The sequence below is a fragment of the Trichocoleus sp. FACHB-6 genome, assembly GCF_014695815.1.
Classification (GTDB): domain Bacteria; phylum Cyanobacteriota; class Cyanobacteriia; order Cyanobacteriales; family FACHB-T130; genus Funiculus; species Funiculus sociatus.
The window spans coordinates 1-23693 of sequence record NZ_JACJOY010000047.1; the positions used below are offsets into that span (position 1 = coordinate 1).

Here is a 23693-nt window from a genome sequence, read left to right on the forward strand (position 1 = left end):
CGATCTATCAACTCGCGGGTTGATTTAGAAATAGGTTGATGCTTGGGATTCATTACAAATTGTCGGCCACAATTTCGACATTTAAAATTTTGTTGGCCCGTGTGAGTATGACCATTTTTTACAACGTATTGAGAGTCGCACTTGGGGCATTGCATAAGCTAAAAATTAAGTTTTATTGAATAGTTAAAATTATAACCAATTGTCATTACTATGCAGGACTACCAATTATTGAATCTTCCCGACTGATCTGACGCTCAATAGTTTCAATCGCAGCATTGAGTCCTGCCAATCTCGCCTCTAGATCATTTCGCATCAATTTCAGGAATCGAAGTTTGCGTTCCTGATAGGCTTTACTGGAAACAGGTTCAGATCCCCAGCAGGTACTACCCCAAAACGGAAACATAGCGTTCATCCTTAAGAGAAATGTAAATATACTTCTATCTTGACCAAATTTTTTAGCAGTGGGGTAGCTGGGAGTGCAGTGATTACCGTATCTCCAACCAAAAAGAGTGCCATCTCATTTACGATCGCAGATAAACCCAGGTTAGGGAAAGAATGCGATCGCTCTTACCATTTTGAAGGATTATTGGGATGAAGTTGGTCTACTTCCCAGGATTGAGGATTGGTGTGAATATATTCACGAATGCGCTGTAATGACGGTTCACTGCGGATGATATGTTCGTAGAAATTAGGTTGCCAGACTGGAGTTCCTGGCGCACCTCGAACAAGATTGATGCGTTTGGTAACAACCGATTTGAATGACCCGATCGCAGTTGATAATGAACCTGAGATTGGTTTGCCAAATTGCCGTTCGTAGGGACATGGCAATGCCATGTCCCTACCCGCATCGGTTATCACCAAAATGCCATGCAGATGATTCGGCATTACCACGCAGGCATCTAACTGAATTCGTGAAAAATGTTGTGGAATCCCATCCCAACATTCTGCCGCAATTTGACCGTAAGGATTTAATTCCATTTTGCTATTAGCGATTGCACCAAACAAGCATTGTCGCTGATGGGTGCAAATGGTGATGAAATAGACTCCTACCTGGGAATAGTCGTATCCTTTGAGGCGAATAGAACGACGGTGGTGTTTATTGGGATCGTATTTCACGCGATATTGTCTTCTGGTGTTCGGGTTATATCTTTAGAGTTCCCTCATTGGATACGAAAGTAGCATTTGATGCGATTGTAGGGACATGGCATTGTAGGGACATGGCATTGCCATGTCCCTACTGCGCGATCGCATCCCTACACAAGTGAGCGAAAGAATGCGATCGCTCTAATCCGGTAAGTAGTCAGAATCAAGGGTTTCTTCGGGAGTAAAGGGAGTTTCAACCGGAAACCTCTCAATTTCTAGCCCCGTTTCAGCAGATGCTAATTCCCTCGCATCCTGATAGCACTCGTTAAATATCTCCGTAAAGTACGGTTGCAAACTTGGGCTTTCTTTAAATGCTTTTTTGAGTCTCTGGCGATGCTCAACGATGCTTGCTAGCCAACTGGAGGAGCGTTTCTCCGATTGATAGCTGTACTTGAGAAGATGTATCAATAAAATTTTGAGGTTGCTGTAAACTGCGCGTTTCTCACTCCTTCCCATATCTTCAATTTCTTCTAGCAAGTTAGCGACATCAAGCACCGAGAGTTGTCCTTCTTGCAAGAGTCTAGCGGTTGTTTCCAACCAGAGATAATAGTCCTGTTCATATAGGGTGGAGAGATTGTTGGCAGCTGTCGGAAAGGATGATGTCATACAAAAATAGTTTAGTAAAGTCGTACTTTTAAAGTGTCGCAACTGTAAATTTCGCAACCCGTGTATGTTTATTTTGACTAAACCCGCTTGGGGTTACAAACCTATCTCTAATTTAGCGGATTTGGGAAAGCTGGTTTTAAATCAATACACAACCAAATTACAACTCAATAGACAATAGGGAATAACCTTGCACGGGTTGCGCGATCGCTCAATCCGTGATATTTCTCGTTACACTTCTGATTGGTTGAAAGGGTGTTGAGTAGAATAGTCTTAATTAAACGGTTCAACCTCCCCGTTTATTCTTGATATTTTCTGCAACTTTGCTAATTTCTTTCTTGATATCGCCAAGCTCTTTATTAATCACTTTCTTAATTTCCCCGATTTCCTTCTCAATCCGTTCAGTCCCTTTCTCACTTTTCAGGTTTGGTCCCATCTGGCGATCAATATCAACTTCAAAGATATGTTCATGCTCCCTATACGCAATATCAAAATAGGTTAGATTCACAGAGAAGGAGGGTCGATATTCCTCACCCATAGTTATAATATGGATATCAAAAAAGAAAGGAAATTGCTCTGAAATAATAGAAACTTGGAGGGGAAACTTCTCTCCTGAGCGAGCTTGAAGCCAGGTTGGCAATGGGTCAAGTTCGATAGAAGCATTAATTGCAGGTACTGTACCGGAAGTAACAATACCTAGCTGAATAACTTCGCTATTTCCAGGTTTACGTCGGACAATATGACGAAGCAATGGTACCCTCAATCCCCGTCGAGCATGAATGGCTTCAACGATAAAGTGACTAACTGGAATTGTATGTGCTCCAGACCGGATATAGTAACGATTATCATGAGCCATGTGAGGACCGATTTCACTTTCACCAAAGCCAATCAGGAAGATAGCGTTTCCGGCTGCAATATTCAAACTAGCTCCGCTATCTTCAACGCTGTGTACCACATAAAAACCTCTAGGTGAAACTCGTGAAATTGCTTGGTCGATCCAATCTCGTCGCGACTGTCGTCCTACATGGAGAGATAGTCCGCCATCAGGTTGCCCTTTATCGTTTACTCCTGCAACAAACAACCCACCCCCATTATTCCAAAATCCTGAAGCTGTTCGCGCAATCTTATCCGCAAGTTCTGAATCTTTGGTGGTACTACTTTTGTATTCATGCCGCTCATCCTCGGCAGATGGAAACAGCAATAGATCCTTGTCTTGGATTGTAAGGATGACATCAAGCTTTGTGGGATCAAACATTGTAGTATCTGAGAGAATGGCGTACCACTACAATTTTATTGCATTTGTAGTATAAGGCAGATATCTATTCTTACAGAACTTAGGAGTCGGTAAACTTGTGTATTTTGGCTCCTGATTCCTTCAGATAAAGCTTACAATCCCGGATTTTACACACTCAAAGGTTGCACCACTTCCTTGACTGGTCTCGGAGTATCAGCCGACTGATGCGCCCGATCGAGTCAGTGTATAGCCTTAGAGAAGTTGTTCTTTTGCACTTGTTTCATGGCTCGCTTGTGTTTAAATTTACACCCCAAACATCGCTCGTGAAGCGCTTTTCTTGCTTCATCTTGCCGAAGAAACTGACGGCTTTGCGGTGTGACAGATTACTTTCTGTTATAGCGATTACATTGTCCTTTTTAATTTTGCGCCTGCTGAAATGCTTCTATCTTTTCCTTCCCCCCAGGAAGGTCAGAGCCGACGACATAAAAATCTTGTGGATAAATCCAGTGCGTACCTAGAGGGCCATGAATTTGAATTCCGGTCATGACGGCGTAGTTAAACACAGAGCGATCCAGAGTGTTTAAGAGGGTTTCGACATCATCCGAAATAATTTGAGACGCCAATTTTGTAACTTCTATCAAATCGGGTTTGTCGCCATAGGTAAGGGATGAAAGAATTTTCTGCCGGATAATTGTTTGTTCAATATCCTGCATATCCATTTCTAGTTTCAGATGACCAGATGCCAATTCTTTGACGACTGTTTCTAATGCTCCGCAGGCGTGGGAAACTTTTTGAACGCCATCTCGATAAACTTTACCAATCTCGCCATGTCTAGAAATAGCGATATGGGGCATGGCATAGAAGGTAAAACGACGTATACCATCAACGATAGGGGTATGGTCAGTCGCAGCGGCTAACCCAGTTTTCCCCATCATGACGAACCCGGCTAAGCTGCAACAATTAAAAGTTTTCCCCCAGTATCGAATTACTTCAATGAATAGGGGTTCGGCGACTTCATCCCGACAAATTGCTATCATTCCCATCGTGTTTTCGTCACAAAAACCGTAGGAACTCAAGCTTTGGAAAGTCTTTCTCATGTACTTGCTCATGGGGACTGCCCCTGGAAAGTGAGTTTGCAGCGTTTCATGAAATGCTGGAAACACGTTAGGGTCATATCCATTAAGCGTTTGGGGGATAGTTTCGCCAAGCTGATTGACGTGATGGGTCATCTCCTAACTTCTCCTAAAGAGCTTGCGAAATCCGTCATTGAGTAGCTTAAACTTAACTTCACACCCGTCCTTGAGGATTCGGGCAATATTATTGGTTTTAACACTAGATGAGTGAGAAAGCTTCTGCCCTTGCGGTTAAAAAGGTGAGCAAAGCCCCCTGATATCAAATGATACCCATAATAAAAGAACTCCAAGAAAGCTCTGCGGTTCCGGCTCCCCGGTGACCTTGCTCTGTTGGGGGTGGGGTTCTTTGATTGTGACCAATTAGACGGATTTGATATGGCAAACCCCTCCTGAAGACCGATTGCTTGCAGACTTTAAACGCCCCAGCTGATGCGATCGCGTCTTATCTGACTTACTTCGATTCCAATCGCGCGGTTAAGGCTTTGTCGATGCGATCGCGTGTTTCTGCTAAATGGGCTTTCGTATAGGTATCGAGTTTGTCTTGCTTCCTCAGTGAAGCATCTAGCGATTTTCTCAGTTGTCGCAGTTCATACCATGCTAGGGTACGAGCATCTTCTGGCACAGCAGAAGTCCGCAACACCATTTCTAGCAAAATCTCCAAATGTTCGCGCTGCAAGGAACGGCGCAGGCTGGAAATATTCTCTGGTTTACCATCTTGTACCTCTGTCCAAATACTATTTTGCAGAGTTTCAAACAGTTCCGGTAATGTCAGCGCTTCTCCGGGCTTCGATTTGAGTTCAATGTCGCGCAGACGATTTAGGCGATCGCTACCTAAAAGACTTTGCAACACTCGACTTTGCTGCGACAGCAAATTTTCATGAATTGGATAATCCAGTCGCAAAATCGGGATCGGATTTCCCCAGTGTCTCCAGCGCGACGGCGCTAACTGATTCAGCAGTTGCGGCGAAAAATTGAAAGCGTCTGCTGCAAAAACATATTTTCCTAGATTTGTCAATGCCTGACGTTGTTTTTCTAACGGCACGGGTGTAAACGGCAAACGTCCGTTCGGAGTCCCGGCGCGATCGCGACTGAACGACTGACCGCCGACGTATTGCGCCAGCAGATTCGCGTTGCTGAAATAGTAATTAAGTACGGTGTTGAACAACACCCGCATCTCTGTATAGTCACCACTGGACGGAGAACGCTTATTCAAACGCTCCCACATGGCACGAGCGTTGTCCATCTGCCACTGCGAGTAAAGTAGCACGTTGCCGCTTAAATCCCAAAGATTTGCACCCGGATCGAGATCCAAGATATCTTCATCGGTAGCATAAGCATATTCCGGTTTCGACGATTGTCCGGCAATTTGGTCTAGAAACCGTCTCTCGGCTATAGAACTTATTGCCCCGCTGGGTTTATAACCATACTCAATTGCCCATTCATCGTAAGGGCCAATATTAGCCGGGTAATAGTCGCCTTGCTTGGTGCCTTGGGGGGCAAGGTTTACCGGAACGTAGTCCATCACGGAACTAACCATTCCTCTAGTGCGGGTAATTTCTGTATTGTTTAATTCCTCCGGCCCATTTAAAGTGCTACCGTGGAAGTTGTGCCGCAACCCTATAGTGTGTCCGACTTCGTGGGCGATGAGGTGACGCAAATATTGATTCACGTACTCTTTCATCTCGTTGCCTGTGGGGGAGACATTGTGGAAAAGGGATAATGCGATCGCTCCCATCGCTGTCTGCATTGTAGATTCCATCCCATAGCAGATATCCTGGTCTTGCAGAAGTTGCAAGAATTTGGAATTGCGACTTGCGTCTCGCCTGCCCAAATTACTCCCCTCTCCCTGTACAGGCGAGGACGTGAGGTTACATAAATTTCCTTGTCCCAGTAACCCCATCTCCTGCGACTGCGTAGGTTCTATTAAATTGCGATATCTTTGCTTAATAGAGCGCAACATATTAGCATCCACAATAATATCTGCGTCTAAGATTTCCCCAGTCAGGGGGTTAACCCGCGATGGGCCTCTGGCAGAAAATCCATCCAAAGAATTGATCCAGCGAATCGTGTTGTAACGCACATCACCCGGACTCCAGGTGGCATTATCAGGCATCTGCCGTACTTCAATCGCATCCTTAAATCCTGCTTTCTCAAAAGCTTTGTTCCACATCAGAATGCCTTCGCGGACAGCATCGCGGTATTCCAACGGCACAGTATTCTCAATCCAGAAAACAATCGGTTTCTTGGGTGGGGACAGGGGTGCTTTTGGGTCTTGCTTTTCCAGATGCCAGCGATGAATATAACGAACAAAAGGTTCTCTAAAGTTGTCGTTAGAAAAGTCTTTGTAAGCTGTGATAAAGTAGCCAATTCTGTCGTCAGCTAAACGGGGAATATAGCCGTTATTTTCTGGTAGCTGGGACAAACTGTAATGTACTTTGATGCTGAGCGCACGGCTATCAGGTAGGGTGTCTAAATTGGGCGGTAGATCCTGGCCATTTGCAGACGAGAAGCCGTAAATTGAGGAAACTTCTATATTTAGGGGGAAGGCTTTCACGGTGTCAAAAGACGACTTGCTGCTGTCGAGTCGGTAGGGACTGCCCAAAAATTCCTTTAAAATTGGGGTCAATCCAGGCAAATCTGCAAGTAGTAAGTCACTCAGATCGATGAGTAGAGTTTTGCGTTGCGGGTGGGTGCTTTTGATGTCTAGGGAGTAGAGGACGGAATCGCTAAATGCTCGATCTAGCGATCGCTCTTGCGGATCGCCGGGAGTGGTGCGAAAATTCACATTGCGAATAACAAACTGTAAATTATTGTTTACGTGACGAAAGTAGAATAAAAAATCATTCAGCGGTAGTCCGCTGTAAATCCCTCGTTCACCAATACCGGATTCCATCGTCACAGTTCCAAGGAAGTTTTTATTTAGCTGTTCCGGCTTTATTTCTAGATAAACTTTTCCTTTTTCCTTGTTGCGGTAAAGGGTGAACATCCCCTCTAACTTCTCGGTATCTTTTACGATTTCATCGAACCCCGATGAAGCTGGCTTTTTGGGGTCTTTGGGTTTTGAGCCTGTCTGACGAGTCTCTGGCTTGTTAATATCTTTAAGAAGTCGCAACTGCTTGTTGGTATCTTTAACTATCCATAAGTAGGGTTGCTGTTCTGGCTGTTCTTGGCTATCCTTGATTACCCATACGTAGGAATTGGTAATCAAGTCAGAAGGCTGAGTCTTGGGGACGCGATCGCCTAACGAAACCTCCATAGGTAACGGCTGCGCGGCTAGCTGTGGCTCAGCAAACAATAATCCTTGTAGAGCAAATATAAATATTGGCAATCTTCTCATTTTCTCGGTCATCTAATTACGGCTATTAATTTACACAATCTTCAAACTCTTTTTCCGCATACTTACTTTAGCTTTACATTAAATATATTATTCTGGCATTAGTATGATTACTTAAATATTTCCCTCTGGTGTTACTAGCTATATAGCAATCCTAAATGATTCGTGAAGGCGAGATCCCCGACTTCTTAAAGAAGTCGGGGATCTGAACCCCAGACATCTCACAACTCAAATAGGATGGCTATATTGCATTAGCAATTTCTGCAACAGTTATTTTACCTTGACACAATTTAATTTTGATAATAAAACTTACATCTGCTCTTGAAACTGTTCATCTGAACCGATGACAGTCTTTTGCTTATACCGCTGTTTTTCAAGGCTACGCGTGCAAGCTTAGGCTGCTTGTACTACCTCAATATCTGAAATTGAACGAGAGAATTATGCTATTGAACAGCAATATTGTCAAACAATTATTGCTGTTCTTTACACCATTAATAACTGGTTTAAGCGTCGCCGCCTCGCCTAGTTTAGCTGCTACTCTTGCCTTTTCTAGGGGGACGTTATTCATTAATAACTACAGCCAAAATCCTGACGTTGCTAAGACTTCAGTTGATACTGATAGTCTGACAAATGCAAAACATGGTTCAGTAGATGCTTTTGCTGATGCTGAAGCAATTTTTTCGGACGAGCCACTTTTCTCATTTAATACATATCTAAGCAAATCTTCCGGAACAGGTAAAATCTACAGAGGTAATGCTAAAAGTCAGGCGGGAATTGTTGAGGAATTTTTGACGCCTCTTTGATTTTATTAACCTCAACTGATAATTCTCCCAGTGAGGTTGCACGTGCTGATGGAAAAATATCTTTTTCCTCGTTCAATATCACGAACCGTAAGCAGCCTGTCCTCTTAGATTCTTTTAGCCTATTGGCTGGTTTAAGAAATCTATCATATGAGTTTTTTAGTATCCAAAAAAGCCAATACGTCAGCTTTGATTTAGAGGATAAAGTTCTGGATAATAGTTTAGAAGGAGAAAAACTTTTTAGTGGTTTTGTTCAGGGTACTTATTCGCGTAATTTCGCTAACAAAACCCGTTTAAAGTTAATAGGAAACCAGCTAAATTATGCCGAAGTCAAAGCTCCTGAACCATCAGGCACTTTAGCTTTAAGTTGCGTCGGGTTGCTAAGTATGATGGGAATTAGGTTAAAACGGAGAAAGCAAGTTTCCGAAAGAGATGCTTTGCGATCGCAGGCTAATTAAACTCACGCAACTCACAGTCTGTCAAGGTTTCAGCGGTTATAATTCATTTTTAGTGTTTTAATTATCATTTTCTAAAAAAATGATAACCATTGCCTATGGAGGGAACCGCAGGGAAGACATCATTTTGGCGGTTCATTGAGCCTGGTAAGGAAGATTAGGAGTTTGAAGCTCCCCATTGTCCTTGAATGATGCAAAATATCAGTTTAAATAGAGATAGAAATTTCGATACGGCGTTGGGTTACAAGCATGAGAGTGTGGCTGGTTAGTTTTGTGGTGCTGTTTGGCTTGGCAGAAATGTACCAATGGGCAAAACAGTTTACGCTGCCGTTACCCGTGTATATTTTGGGTGGGGCATTTTTAGCGATCGCATCCAACTTGGACAAACGCGGTCTCCTTCCGTTCCAGCAGACAGAGGACGCTACACTGACTGCAATTAAAAACGAAACACCGCCAGTGGTATCTCCAGTCAATAGCCAATCTCAGCCAAATCCAACCACGCGATCGCGTCAATCAGTTTCTTTCAAAATTGAGAAGACAGCAAGAGATGCTATCAAAAGCAGCCGCCAGTCAACAAAGTGATAACTTCTGATTAGTATAATTTTAAAATTTACAGCGTTCCTGAGTACAACAATAAAAAGCAGCCACCATTCAATAAAGCGGTGATAACTGCACTGATAATCACCCCTTTCATCAATCCCCATCGTTGTTGCCGTTTCAGCCAAAAAACAAGTGGAATTACATACAAAATTTGAAATAAGCCAATGTAAAAGACTGAAATAAACGCAATTGGTTGAAAAAAATATAGATCGCCAAATCTTCCCGCTATGTATGCAATTAATGCCACTATAGCAATTACTGTAATATGTATTACCAATAGCAGTAAGAAACCTAAAACTATCTGTAAACCTTCATTTCTTGGTCGCATTTGTTTTTTTTTTAAATATTGTTTGTTCCTGTTTCAAAAATGTTAATAATCGCTTCTAGAGTTAGGTACTTCATACATTCAGGCTAAACGGTTATTAACTAAGTGATGCCCAGCGCTACCCTCGCGGTAAAACATATTAAAAGTATCAAATGGAATAATCCTACCATCAGGATGCACAATGTGAATGCAGGAACGCTTCACAGAACGGACATCGAAGTTAAAAGAGTCGAGAAATTGTACAATCATTACCCGAAATATATTTTCGTAGGTAATACTTTCTGGAACAGGTAACATCGGTAAACAACACAGCAATTGTTTTAAAGATGTTGCCGAAGATGCGGGTGAATGGCTAGTGGAAAATAAATCAAAAATATTACGCTTTAGCTCATCATTCTGCTCGTAAAGAACAGAATTAGGCATCATTTTCACAAAGGTATTTGGCTCAAAAAGCCCAGTTAAGGGTATGACTTTGCCCTTAACTTTTAGCGCATAAGCCATCGCTAAACAGTCTGGATGACAAGGAACTGGGAGAATATCTTCTGGTTTAAAATAGGGACTCTGCTGTAAAATTGAACGGCGGACTTCTGTAAGAGTGTAGCGATCTCGTTCATGCTCAAACCCCTCCAAACGTCCTGCTGCTTGGATTGGTTGAAAGGTAACACCCCGGACGCATTTCTGCTGCAAGGCGTATTCAATAATTTTGCCAATTTCGCCGTCATTTAGCCCTTTTTTAAGGGTAACGACCAGTGTTGTTGAGATGTTAAACTCATTGAGGTGAGCGATCGCATTCTGGCGAACTTCTCGCAAATCTGCCCCGCGCAACTCCTCTAACGCCGCAGCCTCAAAGCTATCAAATTGCAGATAAACTTCAATTCCAGGCATATATTGGCTTAAGCGATCGCAAAAATTTCGGTCTTTAGCAATTCTGACACCATTGGTATTAATCATTAAGTGTCGAATTGGCTTGCTTTTGGCAATATCCAGAATTTTAAAAAACTCTGGATGAATCGTTGGTTCACCTCCGCTAATTTGTACAATTTGAGGTTCCCCCTCATTCGCCACTACCGCATCTAACATCATTTCAATTTGCTCTAAACTGCGGTGGCGACGATATTGATTAGAATTTTGAAAAACCTCTTCTGTACCTGAATCGGCATAACAAATTGGACAGGAAAGATTGCATCTGTCCGTCACTTCTACTAAAGTCAAACAACTATGCTGTTCGTGATCTGGGCAAAGTCCGCAGTCATAAGGGCAACCATATTTTATTGGAGTATTAAATTCGAGCGGCATATCCCCAGGCTTGATAAATTCCAGGGATTGTTTGTAATATTCAATATCATCGGCGATTAAAACTTCTTGATGTCCGTGAGTTGGACAGTGTTTAACCAAGTAAACGCAATCGTCTCGAAAGATAATCTTTGCTTCGACTTTGACGAGACATTTAGAGCAAACGCTGTTAGTCAAGGCATAGAAAAGGTAGTTTCGAGTAGGCATATAATATAATTTAAAGAGTTTTTTTCTGGTTCTTAGAGTGGATGGGGAGAGAACTTGGAAGAAAATGTTTAACCTACCAAGTATTCGCAGGACGATTAAAATTAAACATTTGGGGAATACTACGGTGATAATATAACAGTCCCAGCAAACAAGCAATCTGAATGGCACTTAGCCCGAAGATGGGATGAAAATCTGGCTTAAGGAAATCAATTAGCAGGCGAAAACTTAGATATGCCACCATATAGAACTTAAATAAATCGCCTTCTTGCCGATGGTAGCGGCTGCGGATTTTTAAAAATATAATTAAAATTAACAAAAATATAATTTCATAAATTTGAGTGGGATGTCGAAGAATGCGATCGCCAAAATCGACCCCCCAAGGTAAATTAGTGGCAATGCCATACGTGCGATCGCTTAATCCCGTCAAAAAACAACCAATTCGTCCTACCGCTGTTCCCACAATCAACGGATAAACAAAAACATCCCCTGTTGAGCGATTTACACCGATAATTTTTTTTGTTATTTCCACACCAATCAGTCCGCCCAAAAGCGCTCCTACAACAGTTTTGCCCTGAAGTAAAAGTAAAAATAATTGTTGCCAATTTGAAAAAAGTAAATCAATATGCTGTAGCAAAACCAGCAGCTTCGCACCAACTAGCGCCCCCACCAAGCCACCGACAATTACCGAACTGCGTTGCGTGGGTGCGATAGAATCTTTCCGAGAATTTTTGATTAATAAACGGAAAGCGATCGCATAAGCCAAAGACTCAAACAAAATATGAGGATGAATCCTCACCGACCCCAGCCACAAATAAACCGGAAAAGTCATAATTTTTGGCTAATGGCTAATTGTTACAAGCCATTCCCCATCCCCCATTACCTATTTCCAATATTTCGCTTTAGCTGATCTAGCTCATCGTCCGTTTCCCAACGCTTAAATTTATCATCTAATAAGTCCGGCCCGCTTTTGATATTGCCCTTGTAACTTTGACTCCAGCCAGTCGTTGCTGAGCGCTGCTGAGCTTGAGTATTCGCACGCGCCGCCTCAGCTTGGACTGCTTTAGTGTGAACTTCCTGTCGGCGCTGCTGGATCTGACGCTGTAGCTGCTTCGCTTGCTCTTTGCGCTGTTTCAGCCCTTGCATCTGTCCCCAAAGCTGATTTCCTTGACGTAGCAAAGCGGCTTCTCGCTCTTGAGCAGGCTCGGCTAAATCAAGCCTGTTAGCCGCTTTTGCCTTTTCAATCCGAATATGCCAGCGCTGAACTTCTTGTGCAGTTGAGAGAATTTCATCCTGTAATTTCTGTTCTTGCAGATTCAGGTCTGCGATCAGCCGTAGGGCATCTTCTTCCTGTTCCCGCAGCTGTTCCTCTAGCGCCTGTAACTCTAGATGGGGATTATTTCGCAAAAATTCTTCTAATCGGGTTTCCAGAAATCGGTTGAAATCGTCAAATAGACCCACTGCAAAAACTCCCACGCTTCTCAGTTAAAAAGACAATCCTGTAACAGGCTCTCATGCAAAAAAGAATTATGCACTTTTTCTTTTGCAATTAGCTATTAGCCATTAGCAATATACTAATTCAAAACTTCTGCCCTACATAAATTGAGCGAACTTCTCCATTGCGTCGGATAATGGCTTCCTGATTGTCTACGGATACCAAAGTCCAGCCACTAGAGCCAATATTTTCCCCCACTTGGAGACGCTTGGTAACGCCATTGATACTAAATAGGGCAGCCGAGCGATTGCCCAATTCCAGAACTCCTACAAGCGTGTGTATAGCCTCTGCCACTGGTGCAGGTGCGGTGGCGGCTGAGAGTTCAGGTAATGCTGAGGGCGGCGGTGGTGGCGGAAGTTGAGGTTGAGGTATTGTGGCAGCCACTGGAGGTTTAGGGGCAGGCGCAGGACGCATCGGTGGTGCAGACTTGGCTGGCGCTGCCAAACGCATTGGCGGCGGTGTCAAACGCATTGGCGATGTCAGACTGACTGGCGGCACCAGACGGGCTTGAGGTTTAGGACGGGCTGGCAGTGCCGGACGGACTGATGGTACAGGAAGGATTTGCGGCACCGGACGGATTGGACGCATTGGCAGTGCCGGAGCGAGCTGGGGACGTGCTAAGGGCGCAATACTTTGTAACCCTAAGCCTGTCCCTGATGTACCCAGCTGGCTAGAGGGCGATGGATAGATGGGTATATAGACTCTTTCCATAACTGAGGATCGGTTAGCTCCTCCAGATCCATTGCCAGGGGCACCAGAAACCGACGGCAGATTACTTGTCGGTGGCACGTTAGCCCTTGTCGCATTTTGTTTGTTAGCTTCTGCCTTGCGCTCGATTGATTCGAGCGATCGCTCCATATAGTTAACAAATTGCTCATCTACCTTAGGCTGAGCCTCTTGTGTTACTTGTGCAGCCGGTATTTCACGCGAAAATAGCCACTTGAGTCTATCCTGAGAAGCCGCCCATAGCAGCACAGTCACTAAGACCGATGCCAAGGCAAATCCGAACAGCAATTTATCAAAAGATTGACTCTTACCACTCTTTTCGCTCTCTTCGGCTTCAACATCCTCTACCCTGACATCAATCGCGACAGGCATTTGCACAATACTACGCGGTGTATTGTCTTGTTGCCGTGGTGGTAGGAGATCGTGAGGTGGTACCCACGTTGGGGGCAGAGTTGCTTGCGGAACTTTTACAGGCTGTAACGAGACGTATTCTGTAGACGGCTGTTCTGGAGGCGATACGCTTCCGCCCTCCAGCACCCGGTCGATGTCTGCAAACAAATCGTCCATTAAATGATCGGCATAGGCTTCAACCGACCAGGGTTTGATAGAACTGGAATTGGCTAATGCCTCTGATTCCCTCTGGTTATTGCTGACATCCTGAGACATGGATTGCTGCTCACTTTCGTGCCTAGACTGAATTAACGATAAGCCTTAAAGCAATTAATAGCGCTTACGTTGGTGAAAAATTTCTTTAATTGGGAGATCCTACCCTAAGGCAGTCAGTTGTAGATGTTCCCTGACTCACCAGTTTCGCCCAAGGCTAACTTAGAAAGTTTATACCAATTTTTGATTGGGTGACTAGAAATTGGCGAATTAAGTCATTAGTCATTAGTTATGGAAACGTTCCCAGGTTGGGTAGGAATTCTCGGTAGAACAAATTCCTGTACCAAGAATTCCTACCGCAACGGGCGACCCCAAAGGGTACATTTCAAGGAACTACTGGCCCCTGGCCAAACTCATTTGTCTTGAACGCAGTTCCAGATATATCAGCAAAGCGTTGATATCAGCGGGGTTTACGCCGCCAATTCGCGCCGCTTGACCAATAGTTAGGGGTTTCACCTGCGATAGCTTTTCGCGAGACTCTTTCGAGAGAGTTTCAATTGCCGCATAATCTAGATCCGGCGGCAACTGGCGGTTAGCGTGACGGCTTACTTGGTCAATTTGGTACTGCTGACGCTGGAGATACCCAGAGTATTTGATATCAATTTCTGCGCCTTCTCTTTCCGGTTGGTCTAGACTGGGGTTTCCGAGTCCGTAGCGATCTAAGTCAACGTAGTGGAAACCTGGACGGCGCAGCAACTCAGCTAAGGTAATTGAGCCTTTGATGGTTTGTCCGGCGTTGGATGCGATCGCGATCCCAATCTCCTCATTTTCCTTCACCCGCGTTGAGTGTAACCGTTCCTTCTCCGCCACAATATTCGCTTGCTTGTCTTGGAACAAGGAGAATCGACGATCATCAATTAAGCCAATTTCCCTTCCCAATGGCGTGAGGCGCTGATCCGCATTATCCGACCGCAGTAATAATCTATACTCAGAGCGCGAAGTTAGTACCCGGTAAGGTTCCCGTAAATCTTTGGTACACAAGTCATCAACCAGCGTACCGATGTAACTTTGTTCGCGGGGGAAAACTATCATCTCCTGATGCTGGACATACCGCGCCGCATTAATTCCCGCCACAATTCCCTGAGCAGCAGCTTCTTCATAACCTGTTGTTCCGTTGATTTGCCCAGCCGAGAACAACCCCTCAATCTTCTTTGTCATTAGTGTGGGATAACACTGAGTTGCGGGTAAATAATCATACTCCACAGCATAGGCTGGACGCAGCATCACGCAATTTTCCAAACCGGGGAGACTTCGCAACATTTGTAACTGCAAATTTTCCGGCAACCCCGTAGAAAACCCTTGGATATACAGTTCTGGGATATCTCGCCCTTCCGGTTCAATAAAAATCTGGTGGCTTTCCTTATCGGCAAAGCGGACAATCTTATCTTCAATACTCGGACAATAACGTGGCCCCTTGGCATCCACCCAGCCGCCATATACTGGCGACAAGTGCAGATTTTCCCGAATTATCCGATGAGTTTCAGGTGTCGTCCGGGTAAGATAACAAGGCATTTGCTCCCGTTCCACCCAAACTGACGGGTCAAAGCTGAACCACCGCACCTCCTCATCACCAGGCTGGGGTTCCAGATTAGTATAATCTAGCGATCGCTTATCAACTCGTGCCGGGGTTCCCGTCTTCAGTCGCCCAGTTTCAAAACCCAATTTATTCAACGTTTCCGTCAACCCAACGGCGGCAAATTCCCCCGCCCGTCCCGCTGACATCGACTTATTACCAACCCAAATTTTACCGCCCAAAAACGTGCCAGTCGTCAGCACCACCGCCTTACACTGGAACCCAACGCCAAAGTAAGTCTCGACACCAATAACTTCATCATTGGCACCAAGCACCAAATCTGTGACCATACTTTCGCGAATTGTCAAGTTTTCCTGGTTCTCGACAATCCCCTTCATCACCGCCGCATATTCCCGCTTATCGGTCTGCGCCCGCAATGCCCAAACCGCAGGGCCTCTGGAGTTGTTCAGCACCCGCTTTTGTAAGTAAGTGCGGTCTGCCATTTTGCCAATTTCCCCGCCCAGCGCATCGACTTCATGAGTTAGCTGTGACTTAGCTGGCCCTCCCACCGCTGGGTTACAAGGTTGCCAAGCAATTTTGTCTAGGTTGAGTGTCAGCAGCAGCGTCCGACAGCCGAGGCGTGCGGTAGCGAGGGCCGCTTCGCATCCGGCGTGTCCGGCACCAACAACAATTACATCAAAAGCATCTTGAAATTCAACGGTCGAATTGATGGCCATTCCTCAACCTAAGCAGTAATTACTTATATTCAATATATTCAATCCTAGCGAAGTTATAGTCTTGATCGCATGGCATTCCAGCAACCCATTCCCAAACAGGTCTGAATGTAGAAGTTTTCTGGCACGACTCGATGATTTACGATATCGGGTTATCAGCAAGTTAACCATACTATTTTTGCAAATTGCGTTTAAAAATGAACTGTTCGCCATGACCTTTGGATAGTCTATCTCCTGTAAGTTTTAACAGACAAATTTAACCCTCACTGGAGCAGTAAAATGAAGTTTGTTTTAGCTTCTAACATTTTAGAACACCCCGGATTTCCAGATTTTATCAGTGCTGTCATCGCTGCTTATCCTGATATCAATTTTTTGGTGGCTGGCGACTTATTAAATATTTTTCCAGAACCAGGCGAAAATTTAGAAGGCTCTATTTTTTACCAGTTGTACGGTAATTTAATATTTGAAGGAATGAACAACTTGGTAGACAGCGATTTTCGTGATACTCATAATTCTCTGTTTATTGAACCATTAAAAAATATGTTTCTATTAACAGGAAATCGTTTTCAAAAAGCGAAAAATATAGCTTGGCAACGATACAAAAAACTTTTTGCCAACTTAGAGGCATCACTTGAGAATAGCCACCTATACTTTATTCCTGGCAATATGGATTACCCGTCTCTCAGCGGAAATTTGACAATCAATTCGCCCCGGCTTCACCAAATTGATAATGACGTTTTTGAAAAAGACGGTATTCGTATAGGTGGCATAGGCGGCGTGCCTAACACTGTTCATCCCTTCAAGGGAGTTGTTGAAATTTCACCTTACGAAATGGCTGAATCCGAATACGAGAAAAGACTTAATCAACTTTGGGGAGTAGATATTTTAATTACTCACGTTTCCCCAGAAGAATTTCCTGTACTAAGAAATTTTTTAATAGAAAGCCCCTTGAAACTGCTTATTTGCCGCGCCCCATTCAACTTTCGACACAAGAGCGATTTTCGAGGCAAACTTGAATTTGAGGCTATTGGTGATAAATATGTTATTAAGGTTCGTCCATTCGATTACCCTGAAAACAAGGCATACGTAATTGATATTGTACCTGGAATTACTCCTCTATTGGTTGAGGTGTTCAGTTGGCGAGCTTCTAAAATATCTGGAATTTAATTGAATGGAAACACTGCGAGTGAGTGGCTGCTCCCTTCAATATATTGCCTAGTCGCTCAACGCCAACTTGCTAGACAATTCTTTTAAAGAAAATGGTCTAAGTTAAGTGTTGTATGCTTTCCCCAACCGAAGCCAAGCTGAAAAGCGATCGCTATCTTAAAACCCTCAGTTCCACTATAGCGACAGGCAATAAACTATAACTAAAACTTATCGCATTTTCGGGTTAGCACGGTGATCGCGATCGCTGCTAGGTGCCAAAAGTGGTATTTCATGGTAATTTCAATCTCTAGATGGGGTTCAAGGCGATCGCTTCAATGCTTAGCTTTCACCTCGTCAAAGCTATAAGTTATATCATGCCAGACACCAAAATAAAGCGGAATGGTATAAATAACGATAAATAACAAGTTTCTTTCAAGAGAAGGCCTATATAAAGAAAAAAGAAAATTTGTGAAGTATTTTTTCCTTTCTGATGGATGGACTGTAGGTAGGGTGTGGGAGTTCGGCGGTTTGTGGAACGAAAATTCCTGGCGACGAAAACCCGAAATTCAGCAAACGAACCTTTGCATCTTCGAGCAAGGGGAAAAACTATGGCTGTACCGGGTGGAAGAAGCTGTTCTCATGGTCGAAGTCAGACCCCTAGATGATGCCTCGTCTGACTCAGCTACTAAGAATATTGGTCAAGTTGTGTTAAAACGCCTCATCAGCGCCGAGGATGCCATTGAGCGATTGAACACAGCATTGATTCCGCAGTAATTTAGTTGCAAAGGCGTTCAGGGAGAAGCACCGCACCCGAAAAAGTACAATAAACAGCGAGATTCTAACTGCCAACCTGCTTGCATTGGATTCTAACAATAGTTACACTTCTTTAAATGGTAATTAACCTCGGTCTTCCGGGCTAGGGATGGCGTGAACCTGATGTGAGGATACAAACTGTTGAATCATATCTGCCGAGGTAAAACATAAATTACGCAAAACTCTCAGGTTCTTTTGGAAAGCGACATCGCTCTTCGAGAGCGCCAAGAGTAGCCCAGATAAACTTTCATTTTCAGCAAAAGCTGGCGCTGCTGTCCCAACATCTTGCTGAAGAGTTTCTTTGCAAGGGTTGTGGCAAAAAAAGGCGAAATCCAGCACATTAAAAAAGAAGCGTCGTAGACACTTAATCTATCTTAGGAGGAGCGTAGTCAATGGGACTACCCTGGTACCGAGTACATACAGTTGTTCTGAATGATCCAGGACGGTTGATTGCAGTACACCTAATGCACACTGCCCTCGTGGCAGGCTGGGCTGGTTCGATGGCTTTGTACGAACTAGCAATTTTTGACCCCAGCGACCCCATACTTAACCCCATGTGGCGGCAGGGTATGTTTGTGATGCCCTTCATGGCCCGCTTGGGTGTAACCCAATCCTGGGGTGGTTGGAGCATCACTGGTGGCCCAGCAAACAACCCTGGTTTCTGGTCATTTGAAGGCGTTGCTGCCGCTCATATCGTTCTTTCCGGTCTGCTGTTCCTAGCTGCCTGCTGGCACTGGGTTTACTGGGATTTGGAACTCTTTAGAGATCCCCGCACTGGCGAACCAGCTCTCGACTTGCCAAAAATGTTTGGCATTCACCTGTTCTTGTCTGGTCTTCTCTGCTTTGGCTTCGGTGCATTCCACCTTTCGGGGCTATTTGGCCCTGGTATGTGGGTTTCTGACCCCTACGGTTTAACTGGCAGCGTCCAACCTGTGGCACCGGAATGGGGGCCTGCTGGGTTTAACCCGTTCAACGCAGGCGGTGTGGTCGCGCACCATATCGCGGCGGGTGTTGTTGGCATCATCGCTGGTTTGTTCCACCTAAGTGTTCGACCACCAGAGCGACTTTACAAAGCGCTGCGGATGGGGAACATTGAAACCGTACTTTCGAGCAGTATTGCCGCGGTATTTTTTGCCGCCTTCGTGGTGGCGGGTACGATGTGGTACGGCAGTGCCACTACTCCAATTGAACTATTTGGCCCCACTCGCTATCAGTGGGACAGCGGTTATTTCCAGCAGGAAATTGACCGTCGGGTTCAAGAATCTGTGGCTGAAGGGAAGAATGCTACTGAAGCTTGGTCAGAAATTCCTGAGAAGCTGGCTTTCTACGACTATGTGGGTAACAGCCCCGCTAAGGGTGGCTTGTTCCGCACAGGTCAAATGAATAAGGGAGATGGCATTGCTCAAACTTGGCTAGGTCATCCGCTATTCAAAGATTCAGAAGGTCGGGAATTGACAGTACGTCGTTTGCCCAACTTCTTTGAAACATTCCCAGTAATTTTGACCGATAAAGACGGTGTGCTTCGCGCCGATATTCCGTTCCGTCGGGCAGAATCGAAAAATAGCTTTGAGCAAGTTGGTGTAACTGCTACCTTCTACGGTGGCGCTTTGGCAGGGAAAACTTTTGATGACCCAGCCAAAGTCAAGCAGTTTGCTCGGAAAGCTCAATTGGGTGAGCCGTTTGAATTTGACCGCGAAACCCTGAATTCTGACGGTGTGTTCCGCACCAGTCCTCGTGGCTGGTTCACCTTCGGACACGCTGTATTTGCTCTGTTGTTCTTCTTCGGTCACTTGTGGCATGGTTCTCGGACTCTGTTCCGCGACGTGTTTGCCGGGGTCGAGGCAGATTTGGAAGAGCAGGTCGAGTGGGGTCTGTTCCAGAAAGTGGGTGACAAGAGTACCCGCAAGAAGGAAGCAGTCTAGTAAGGTAAAAGGAAAAAGGCAAAAATAAAGATTCTTTTTATTTTTGCCTTTTTCCTTTTTACTTTTGACTTAATTGGTAGACTGGTAGTAAAGCTGATAATCAGGAAATTGTGACATGGAAGCTGCTGCTTATATCTTGGTTTTAGCCCTGGCATTGGGTACGCTATTCTTTGCGATCGCATTTCGCGAACCGCCTCGGATTCAAAAGTAAGCGATCGCGTTTGATGAGTGCGATCATCACAACTTAATATAATTTGGGAGATCCACTGAGCCGCAATTGTCCCAACTGTCGTATTTCACGACAGTTGAAGACAAACAACGGCTCAGTTTCTCCCATTTTAGGTATTTTAACTCTTTCAAATTCAAGTTTATTGCTTCCTCACGCTCATCTACCCAGCAAGCGAGGACTCTTAAAAATGCAATGTCCTTTATGTCAGCACACCGATAGCCGCGTCCTTGAGTCCCGTTCCACAGAAGCTGGACAAAGTATCCGGCGACGGCGCGAGTGTTTGAAGTGCAATCATCGTTTCACCACTTACGAACGCATTGAATTTGTTCCGATTACCGTCATTAAGCGGGGAGGTCAACGGGACTCTTTTGACCGTTCCAAGTTAGTGCGGGGAATTGTTCGCGCTTGCGAAAAAACGGGTATTCCTCAAGGACAGCTAGAAGTTTTGGTCGATGAGATTGAAGCTGAATTACAACAGCGCATCATCAGAGAAGTCACCAGTCAAGAAATTGGTGAATTGGTTCTCCAGCGTCTGCAAACTCTCAGCGAAGTCGCCTATGTCCGCTTTGCATCTGTCTATCGGAAATTTCAAGGTATCCGCGATTTTGTAGATACTTTGAATCACCTCGAAAGTTACAGCAGTCGCCAGTCAGAAGCCGCCGAAGTCACAAATACTGCCGAAAATAATCAACTTTCATTACTTGAGTTTGATGAAACCGAAAACCAAGCTTCTTTGGTGATTGGTCATTAGTAATTGCCTAATAGCTTTTGAATACTTCGTGACTGACTATTGACAAAAGTGCTATGGTATGAATTAGATATGCGGTAGTTACAGCCGAACATTTTTGAACTCAAATTTATCTAGCTTGAGTCCGGGCGACATCGTAATTGGTAAAGTTATCAGTTTGGAGCCGGGAGGCGCTTTGATTGACATTGGCGCTCCAACAGCTATTTTTCTCCCAATTCGGGAGATGTCAATTAATGAGATTGGCTCTCCAGAAGAAGTCTTGCAGCTAAATGAAACCCGCGAATTCTTGGTTGTAAATGACTACGATATAGAGGGGAATTTGATGCTTTCCCTCTCCCTTCGACAACTAGAGAAAAAGCTGGCTTGGGAGCGGGTGCGTCAAATGCAAGCCGAAAACGTCACGGTGTACGCTAAAGTTTATAATACTAATCGTGCTGGCGTAATAGTTAGGATTGAGGGGTTGCGTGGTTTCATTCCCGGTTCCTATTTGGATAGGCATAAACCATTAGAAGAGTTAGTGGGAGAAGAACTTCCTTTGAAGTTCGTTGAGGTAGATGAAGACCGCGATTGCTTGTTTCTCTCCCACAGACTGACGCTGTACCCAGACGGGATAAAGCATCTAGAAGTTGGTCAAGTCGTTGCTGGTAGAGTACTTGCACTTAAGTCTTATGGTGCATTTGTCAATATTGGAGTAGTCAACGCCCTACTACGCACTACTGAAATTTCCCACGCTGACTTTCACAAACCTGAAAGTATTTTCAAGGTCGATGATGAAATAAAGGCAATGATAATTTCGATGGATGTTGAGAAAGTTCGCGTCTCACTTTCAACAAAAGCACTGGAACCCGAACCAGGTAATATGCTGAAAAATCCTCAGAAAGTCTATGAAAAGGCTGAGGAAATGGCGGCAAAGTACCAAATTAGTTATTAGACTTATTGCAAAAGCCCTGAACTTTAGTTCGGGGCTTCGTAGCTAAAGTCATCGTCATGATTCCTGGCTAAATGTTTTAACCTGTTAAAACAGGTTTAAGCTTTAAGCTTAAAATTTATTTCAAGAACCATGAATGCAAGAAGTCTATTAGTCATGTGTGTTGGGTTTCCTGTCTCAACCGAACGGGAACAGATTCAAGGTTATTAGTCATTCGGCTGATAACTAATCAATAAAAACGTTAGAGGGAGTCCATTTTGGGTTATAATGGTCTGTCTGGACACTCACTCGTATCTAAAAATCTCATACAATAAGGTTAGCGAGAGAGCAATGTAGGTGTAAACAGCACGAGGCTTTCCGTGCGCGTACATCCGCAGGAGGCACAGTTAATACGGAGATAACTACCAGGAAACATTCGCATGGTCAATCAGAAAACAACCGCTACAGCAGATATTGGCTTTTCTCACGAAGATTTTGCGGCCCTACTCGATAAATATGACTATCACTTTAATCCCGGTGATATTGTCGCCGGAACCGTGTTCAGTTTGGAGCCAAGGGGCGCTCTGATTGACATTGGCGCTAAAACAGCTGCTTATATTCCGATTCAGGAAATGTCAATCAACCGTGTTGACGCTCCCGAAGAGGTGTTGCAGTCGAACGAGACGCGGGAATTCTTTATTCTGACTGACGAGAATGAAGATGGACAGCTAACTCTTTCCATCCGACGCATTGAGTATATGCGTGCATGGGAGCGGGTAAGGCAGTTGCAGACAGAAGACGCTACAGTGCGATCGCTTGTCTTTGCGACAAATAGAGGTGGTGCGCTGGTGCGGATTGAAGGCTTGCGCGGTTTTATCCCTGGTTCTCACATCAGCACTCGCAAACCTAAAGAAGATTTGGTAGGAGAAGAACTACCGCTTAAATTTTTAGAGGTAGACGAAGACCGCAACCGTCTGGTGTTATCGCATCGACGGGCGCTGGTTGAGCGTAAGATGAACCGCTTGGAAGTTGGCGAAGTTGTTATCGGTGCAGTCCGAGGCATCAAGCCTTACGGTGCATTCATCGATATTGGCGGTGTCAGCGGTCTGTTGCACATTTCGGAGATTTCCCACGACCACATCGACACTCCACACAGTGTCTTCAATGTCAATGATGAAGTGAAAGTGATGATCATTGACTTGGATGCTGAACGAGGACGCATTTCGCTGTCCACCAAGCAGCTAGAGCCAGAGCCTGGGGACATGATCAAGAACCGCGATCGCGTCTATGATATGGCTGAAGAAATGGCAGCTAAGTATCGAGAGCAGATGCGAGCTAAGCAACAAGGTGCAACTGCCGTGGCTGCTCCTGGGGACGATGACGTTCCTGCTGCTATCGACGACGATGACGTTCCTTCTGCTATGGAGGACGCCGAAGTTCCTGCTGCTATTGAGGACGACGTTCCTTCTGCTATGGAGGATGCCGAAGTTCCTGCTGCTATTGAGGACGACGCTCCTGCTGCTATTGAGGACGACGCTCCTGCTGCTATTGAGGACGCTGTTCCTGAAGATGAGCTGCAACCAGCTACACAAGAAGATTAATTTTGTTAGTAGTCAACAGTTTGTTGCTTGTTACAACTGACTAATGACGCCTGACTAATGACCAATGACCAA

General features: G+C 44.7%; 24 protein-coding genes. 10 read left to right on the top strand and 14 right to left on the bottom strand.

Features of this window, described 5'->3' with window-relative positions:
* The 7 genes from H6F66_RS08560 to H6F66_RS08590 all read right to left on the bottom strand — a co-directional run.
* A partial coding sequence (locus H6F66_RS08560; RefSeq protein WP_190420221.1) for an IS1 family transposase occupies nt 1–155 on the bottom strand: 155 nt, incomplete at its 3' end.
* Between the two features lie 53 nt (nt 156–208).
* Nucleotides 209–403, bottom strand: a complete 195-nt coding sequence (locus tag H6F66_RS08565; protein WP_190420223.1) for a hypothetical protein — start codon at nt 401–403, stop codon at nt 209–211.
* Between the two features lie 164 nt (nt 404–567).
* Nucleotides 568–1116 carry a transposase gene (locus tag H6F66_RS08570; protein WP_190420225.1) on the bottom strand — a complete coding sequence of 183 codons (549 nt, stop codon included), beginning with the start codon at nt 1114–1116 and terminating at the stop codon, nt 568–570.
* A 168-nt stretch (nt 1117–1284) separates the two neighbouring features.
* Entirely contained in the window at nt 1285–1749 is a 465-nt protein-coding gene (locus H6F66_RS08575) for a DUF29 domain-containing protein (protein ID WP_190420226.1), read from the bottom strand.
* A gap of 283 nt (nt 1750–2032) precedes the next feature.
* A complete protein-coding gene (locus H6F66_RS08580; protein ID WP_190420228.1) occupies nt 2033–3001 on the bottom strand; it encodes an ATP-binding protein in 969 nt (322 codons plus the stop codon).
* Nucleotides 3002–3396: 395 nt separating this feature from the next.
* On the bottom strand, nt 3397–4209 hold the full coding sequence (locus H6F66_RS08585) for a hypothetical protein (RefSeq protein ID WP_190420230.1): 813 nt from the start codon (nt 4207–4209) through the stop codon (nt 3397–3399).
* Between the two features lie 355 nt (nt 4210–4564).
* Nucleotides 4565–7462, bottom strand: a complete 2898-nt coding sequence (locus tag H6F66_RS08590) for a zinc-dependent metalloprotease (RefSeq protein ID WP_199295051.1) — start codon at nt 7460–7462, stop codon at nt 4565–4567.
* A 431-nt stretch (nt 7463–7893) separates the two neighbouring features.
* Here H6F66_RS08590 and H6F66_RS08595 point away from each other — a divergent pair, with 431 nt between their 5' ends.
* The 3 genes from H6F66_RS08595 (at nt 7894) to H6F66_RS08605 (ending at nt 9284) form a co-directional block, all read left to right on the top strand.
* Nucleotides 7894–8250: a hypothetical protein gene (locus tag H6F66_RS08595; RefSeq protein WP_190420232.1), complete on the top strand. Its 357-nt coding sequence runs from the start codon at nt 7894–7896 to the stop codon at nt 8248–8250.
* Nucleotides 8247–8705, top strand: a complete 459-nt coding sequence (locus H6F66_RS08600) for a hypothetical protein (RefSeq protein WP_190420234.1) — start codon at nt 8247–8249, stop codon at nt 8703–8705. The genes H6F66_RS08595 and H6F66_RS08600 overlap by 4 nt, the downstream gene beginning before the upstream one ends.
* Before the next feature lie 246 nt (nt 8706–8951).
* Entirely contained in the window at nt 8952–9284 is a 333-nt protein-coding gene (locus H6F66_RS08605; protein ID WP_190420236.1) for a hypothetical protein, read from the top strand.
* Nucleotides 9285–9312: 28 nt separating this feature from the next.
* Here the strand turns inward: H6F66_RS08605 and H6F66_RS08610 are convergent, their stop codons facing one another.
* The 6 genes from H6F66_RS08610 to mnmG form a co-directional block, all read right to left on the bottom strand.
* Nucleotides 9313–9630, bottom strand: coding sequence for a hypothetical protein (locus H6F66_RS08610; protein ID WP_190420238.1), 318 nt, complete (start codon nt 9628–9630; stop codon nt 9313–9315).
* A 78-nt stretch (nt 9631–9708) separates the two neighbouring features.
* Nucleotides 9709–11127 carry a radical SAM protein gene (locus H6F66_RS08615; RefSeq protein WP_190420240.1) on the bottom strand — a complete coding sequence of 473 codons (1419 nt, stop codon included), beginning with the start codon at nt 11125–11127 and terminating at the stop codon, nt 9709–9711.
* Nucleotides 11128–11200: 73 nt separating this feature from the next.
* Nucleotides 11201–11956: a prolipoprotein diacylglyceryl transferase family protein gene (locus H6F66_RS08620; protein WP_190420242.1), complete on the bottom strand. Its 756-nt coding sequence runs from the start codon at nt 11954–11956 to the stop codon at nt 11201–11203.
* Nucleotides 11957–12003: 47 nt separating this feature from the next.
* A complete protein-coding gene (locus H6F66_RS08625) occupies nt 12004–12585 on the bottom strand; it encodes a TIGR04376 family protein (RefSeq protein ID WP_190420306.1) in 582 nt (193 codons plus the stop codon).
* A gap of 118 nt (nt 12586–12703) precedes the next feature.
* Nucleotides 12704–14011, bottom strand: a complete 1308-nt coding sequence (locus H6F66_RS08630) for a hypothetical protein (protein WP_190420244.1) — start codon at nt 14009–14011, stop codon at nt 12704–12706.
* 330 nt (nt 14012–14341) lie between these two features.
* Entirely contained in the window at nt 14342–16258 is a 1917-nt protein-coding gene (gene mnmG, locus H6F66_RS08635) for a tRNA uridine-5-carboxymethylaminomethyl(34) synthesis enzyme MnmG (RefSeq protein ID WP_190420246.1), read from the bottom strand.
* A gap of 276 nt (nt 16259–16534) precedes the next feature.
* Here mnmG and H6F66_RS08640 point away from each other — a divergent pair, with 276 nt between their 5' ends.
* Both H6F66_RS08640 and H6F66_RS08645 read left to right on the top strand, forming a co-directional pair.
* Entirely contained in the window at nt 16535–17422 is an 888-nt protein-coding gene (locus tag H6F66_RS08640; protein WP_190420248.1) for a hypothetical protein, read from the top strand.
* Between the two features lie 447 nt (nt 17423–17869).
* Nucleotides 17870–18175 (top strand): hypothetical protein, encoded by a 306-nt coding sequence (locus H6F66_RS08645; protein ID WP_190420250.1) that lies wholly within the window; start codon nt 17870–17872, stop codon nt 18173–18175.
* A gap of 123 nt (nt 18176–18298) precedes the next feature.
* Here H6F66_RS08645 and H6F66_RS08650 read toward each other — a convergent pair whose 3' ends face one another.
* Nucleotides 18299–18553: a hypothetical protein gene (locus tag H6F66_RS08650; protein ID WP_190420252.1), complete on the bottom strand. Its 255-nt coding sequence runs from the start codon at nt 18551–18553 to the stop codon at nt 18299–18301.
* Nucleotides 18554–18606: 53 nt separating this feature from the next.
* Between H6F66_RS08650 and psbB the strand changes: the two genes are divergently transcribed.
* The 5 genes from psbB (at nt 18607) to H6F66_RS08675 (ending at nt 23621) form a co-directional block, all read left to right on the top strand.
* The gene (gene psbB / locus H6F66_RS08655; RefSeq protein WP_190420254.1) at nt 18607–20136 is read left to right on the top strand and encodes a photosystem II chlorophyll-binding protein CP47; all 1530 of its coding nucleotides are present in this window, start codon (nt 18607–18609) and stop codon (nt 20134–20136) included.
* 115 nt (nt 20137–20251) lie between these two features.
* Nucleotides 20252–20347 (top strand): photosystem II reaction center protein T, encoded by a 96-nt coding sequence (locus H6F66_RS08660; RefSeq protein ID WP_190420256.1) that lies wholly within the window; start codon nt 20252–20254, stop codon nt 20345–20347.
* A gap of 205 nt (nt 20348–20552) precedes the next feature.
* The gene (gene nrdR, locus H6F66_RS08665) at nt 20553–21116 is read left to right on the top strand and encodes a transcriptional regulator NrdR (protein ID WP_190420258.1); all 564 of its coding nucleotides are present in this window, start codon (nt 20553–20555) and stop codon (nt 21114–21116) included.
* Between the two features lie 94 nt (nt 21117–21210).
* The gene (locus H6F66_RS08670; protein ID WP_199295052.1) at nt 21211–22044 is read left to right on the top strand and encodes a S1 RNA-binding domain-containing protein; all 834 of its coding nucleotides are present in this window, start codon (nt 21211–21213) and stop codon (nt 22042–22044) included.
* Between the two features lie 416 nt (nt 22045–22460).
* A complete protein-coding gene (locus tag H6F66_RS08675) occupies nt 22461–23621 on the top strand; it encodes a S1 RNA-binding domain-containing protein (RefSeq protein WP_190420260.1) in 1161 nt (386 codons plus the stop codon).
* Nucleotides 23622–23693: the final 72 nt, after the last annotated feature.

Bases quoted from the DNA above. Each gene is read 5' to 3' on its own strand.
- H6F66_RS08565 (WP_190420223.1), bottom strand. From the start codon at position 403: ATGTTTCCGTTTTGGGGTAGTACCTGCTGGGGATCTGAACCTGTTTCC.
- H6F66_RS08575 (WP_190420226.1), bottom strand. From the start codon at position 1,749: ATGACATCATCCTTTCCGACAGCTGCCAACAATCTCTCCACCCTATAT.
- H6F66_RS08580 (WP_190420228.1), bottom strand. From the start codon at position 3,001: ATGTTTGATCCCACAAAGCTTGATGTCATCCTTACAATCCAAGACAAG.
- H6F66_RS08585 (WP_190420230.1), bottom strand. From the start codon at position 4,209: ATGACCCATCACGTCAATCAGCTTGGCGAAACTATCCCCCAAACGCTT.
- H6F66_RS08590 (WP_199295051.1), bottom strand. From the start codon at position 7,462: ATGACCGAGAAAATGAGAAGATTGCCAATATTTATATTTGCTCTACAA.
- H6F66_RS08605 (WP_190420236.1), top strand. From the start codon at position 8,952: ATGAGAGTGTGGCTGGTTAGTTTTGTGGTGCTGTTTGGCTTGGCAGAA.
- H6F66_RS08610 (WP_190420238.1), bottom strand. From the start codon at position 9,630: ATGCGACCAAGAAATGAAGGTTTACAGATAGTTTTAGGTTTCTTACTG.
- H6F66_RS08615 (WP_190420240.1), bottom strand. From the start codon at position 11,127: ATGCCTACTCGAAACTACCTTTTCTATGCCTTGACTAACAGCGTTTGC.
- H6F66_RS08620 (WP_190420242.1), bottom strand. From the start codon at position 11,956: ATGACTTTTCCGGTTTATTTGTGGCTGGGGTCGGTGAGGATTCATCCT.
- H6F66_RS08630 (WP_190420244.1), bottom strand. From the start codon at position 14,011: ATGTCTCAGGATGTCAGCAATAACCAGAGGGAATCAGAGGCATTAGCC.
- mnmG (WP_190420246.1), bottom strand. From the start codon at position 16,258: ATGGCCATCAATTCGACCGTTGAATTTCAAGATGCTTTTGATGTAATT.
- H6F66_RS08640 (WP_190420248.1), top strand. From the start codon at position 16,535: ATGAAGTTTGTTTTAGCTTCTAACATTTTAGAACACCCCGGATTTCCA.
- psbB (WP_190420254.1), top strand. From the start codon at position 18,607: ATGGGACTACCCTGGTACCGAGTACATACAGTTGTTCTGAATGATCCA.
- H6F66_RS08660 (WP_190420256.1), top strand. From the start codon at position 20,252: ATGGAAGCTGCTGCTTATATCTTGGTTTTAGCCCTGGCATTGGGTACG.
- nrdR (WP_190420258.1), top strand. From the start codon at position 20,553: ATGCAATGTCCTTTATGTCAGCACACCGATAGCCGCGTCCTTGAGTCC.
- H6F66_RS08675 (WP_190420260.1), top strand. From the start codon at position 22,461: ATGGTCAATCAGAAAACAACCGCTACAGCAGATATTGGCTTTTCTCAC.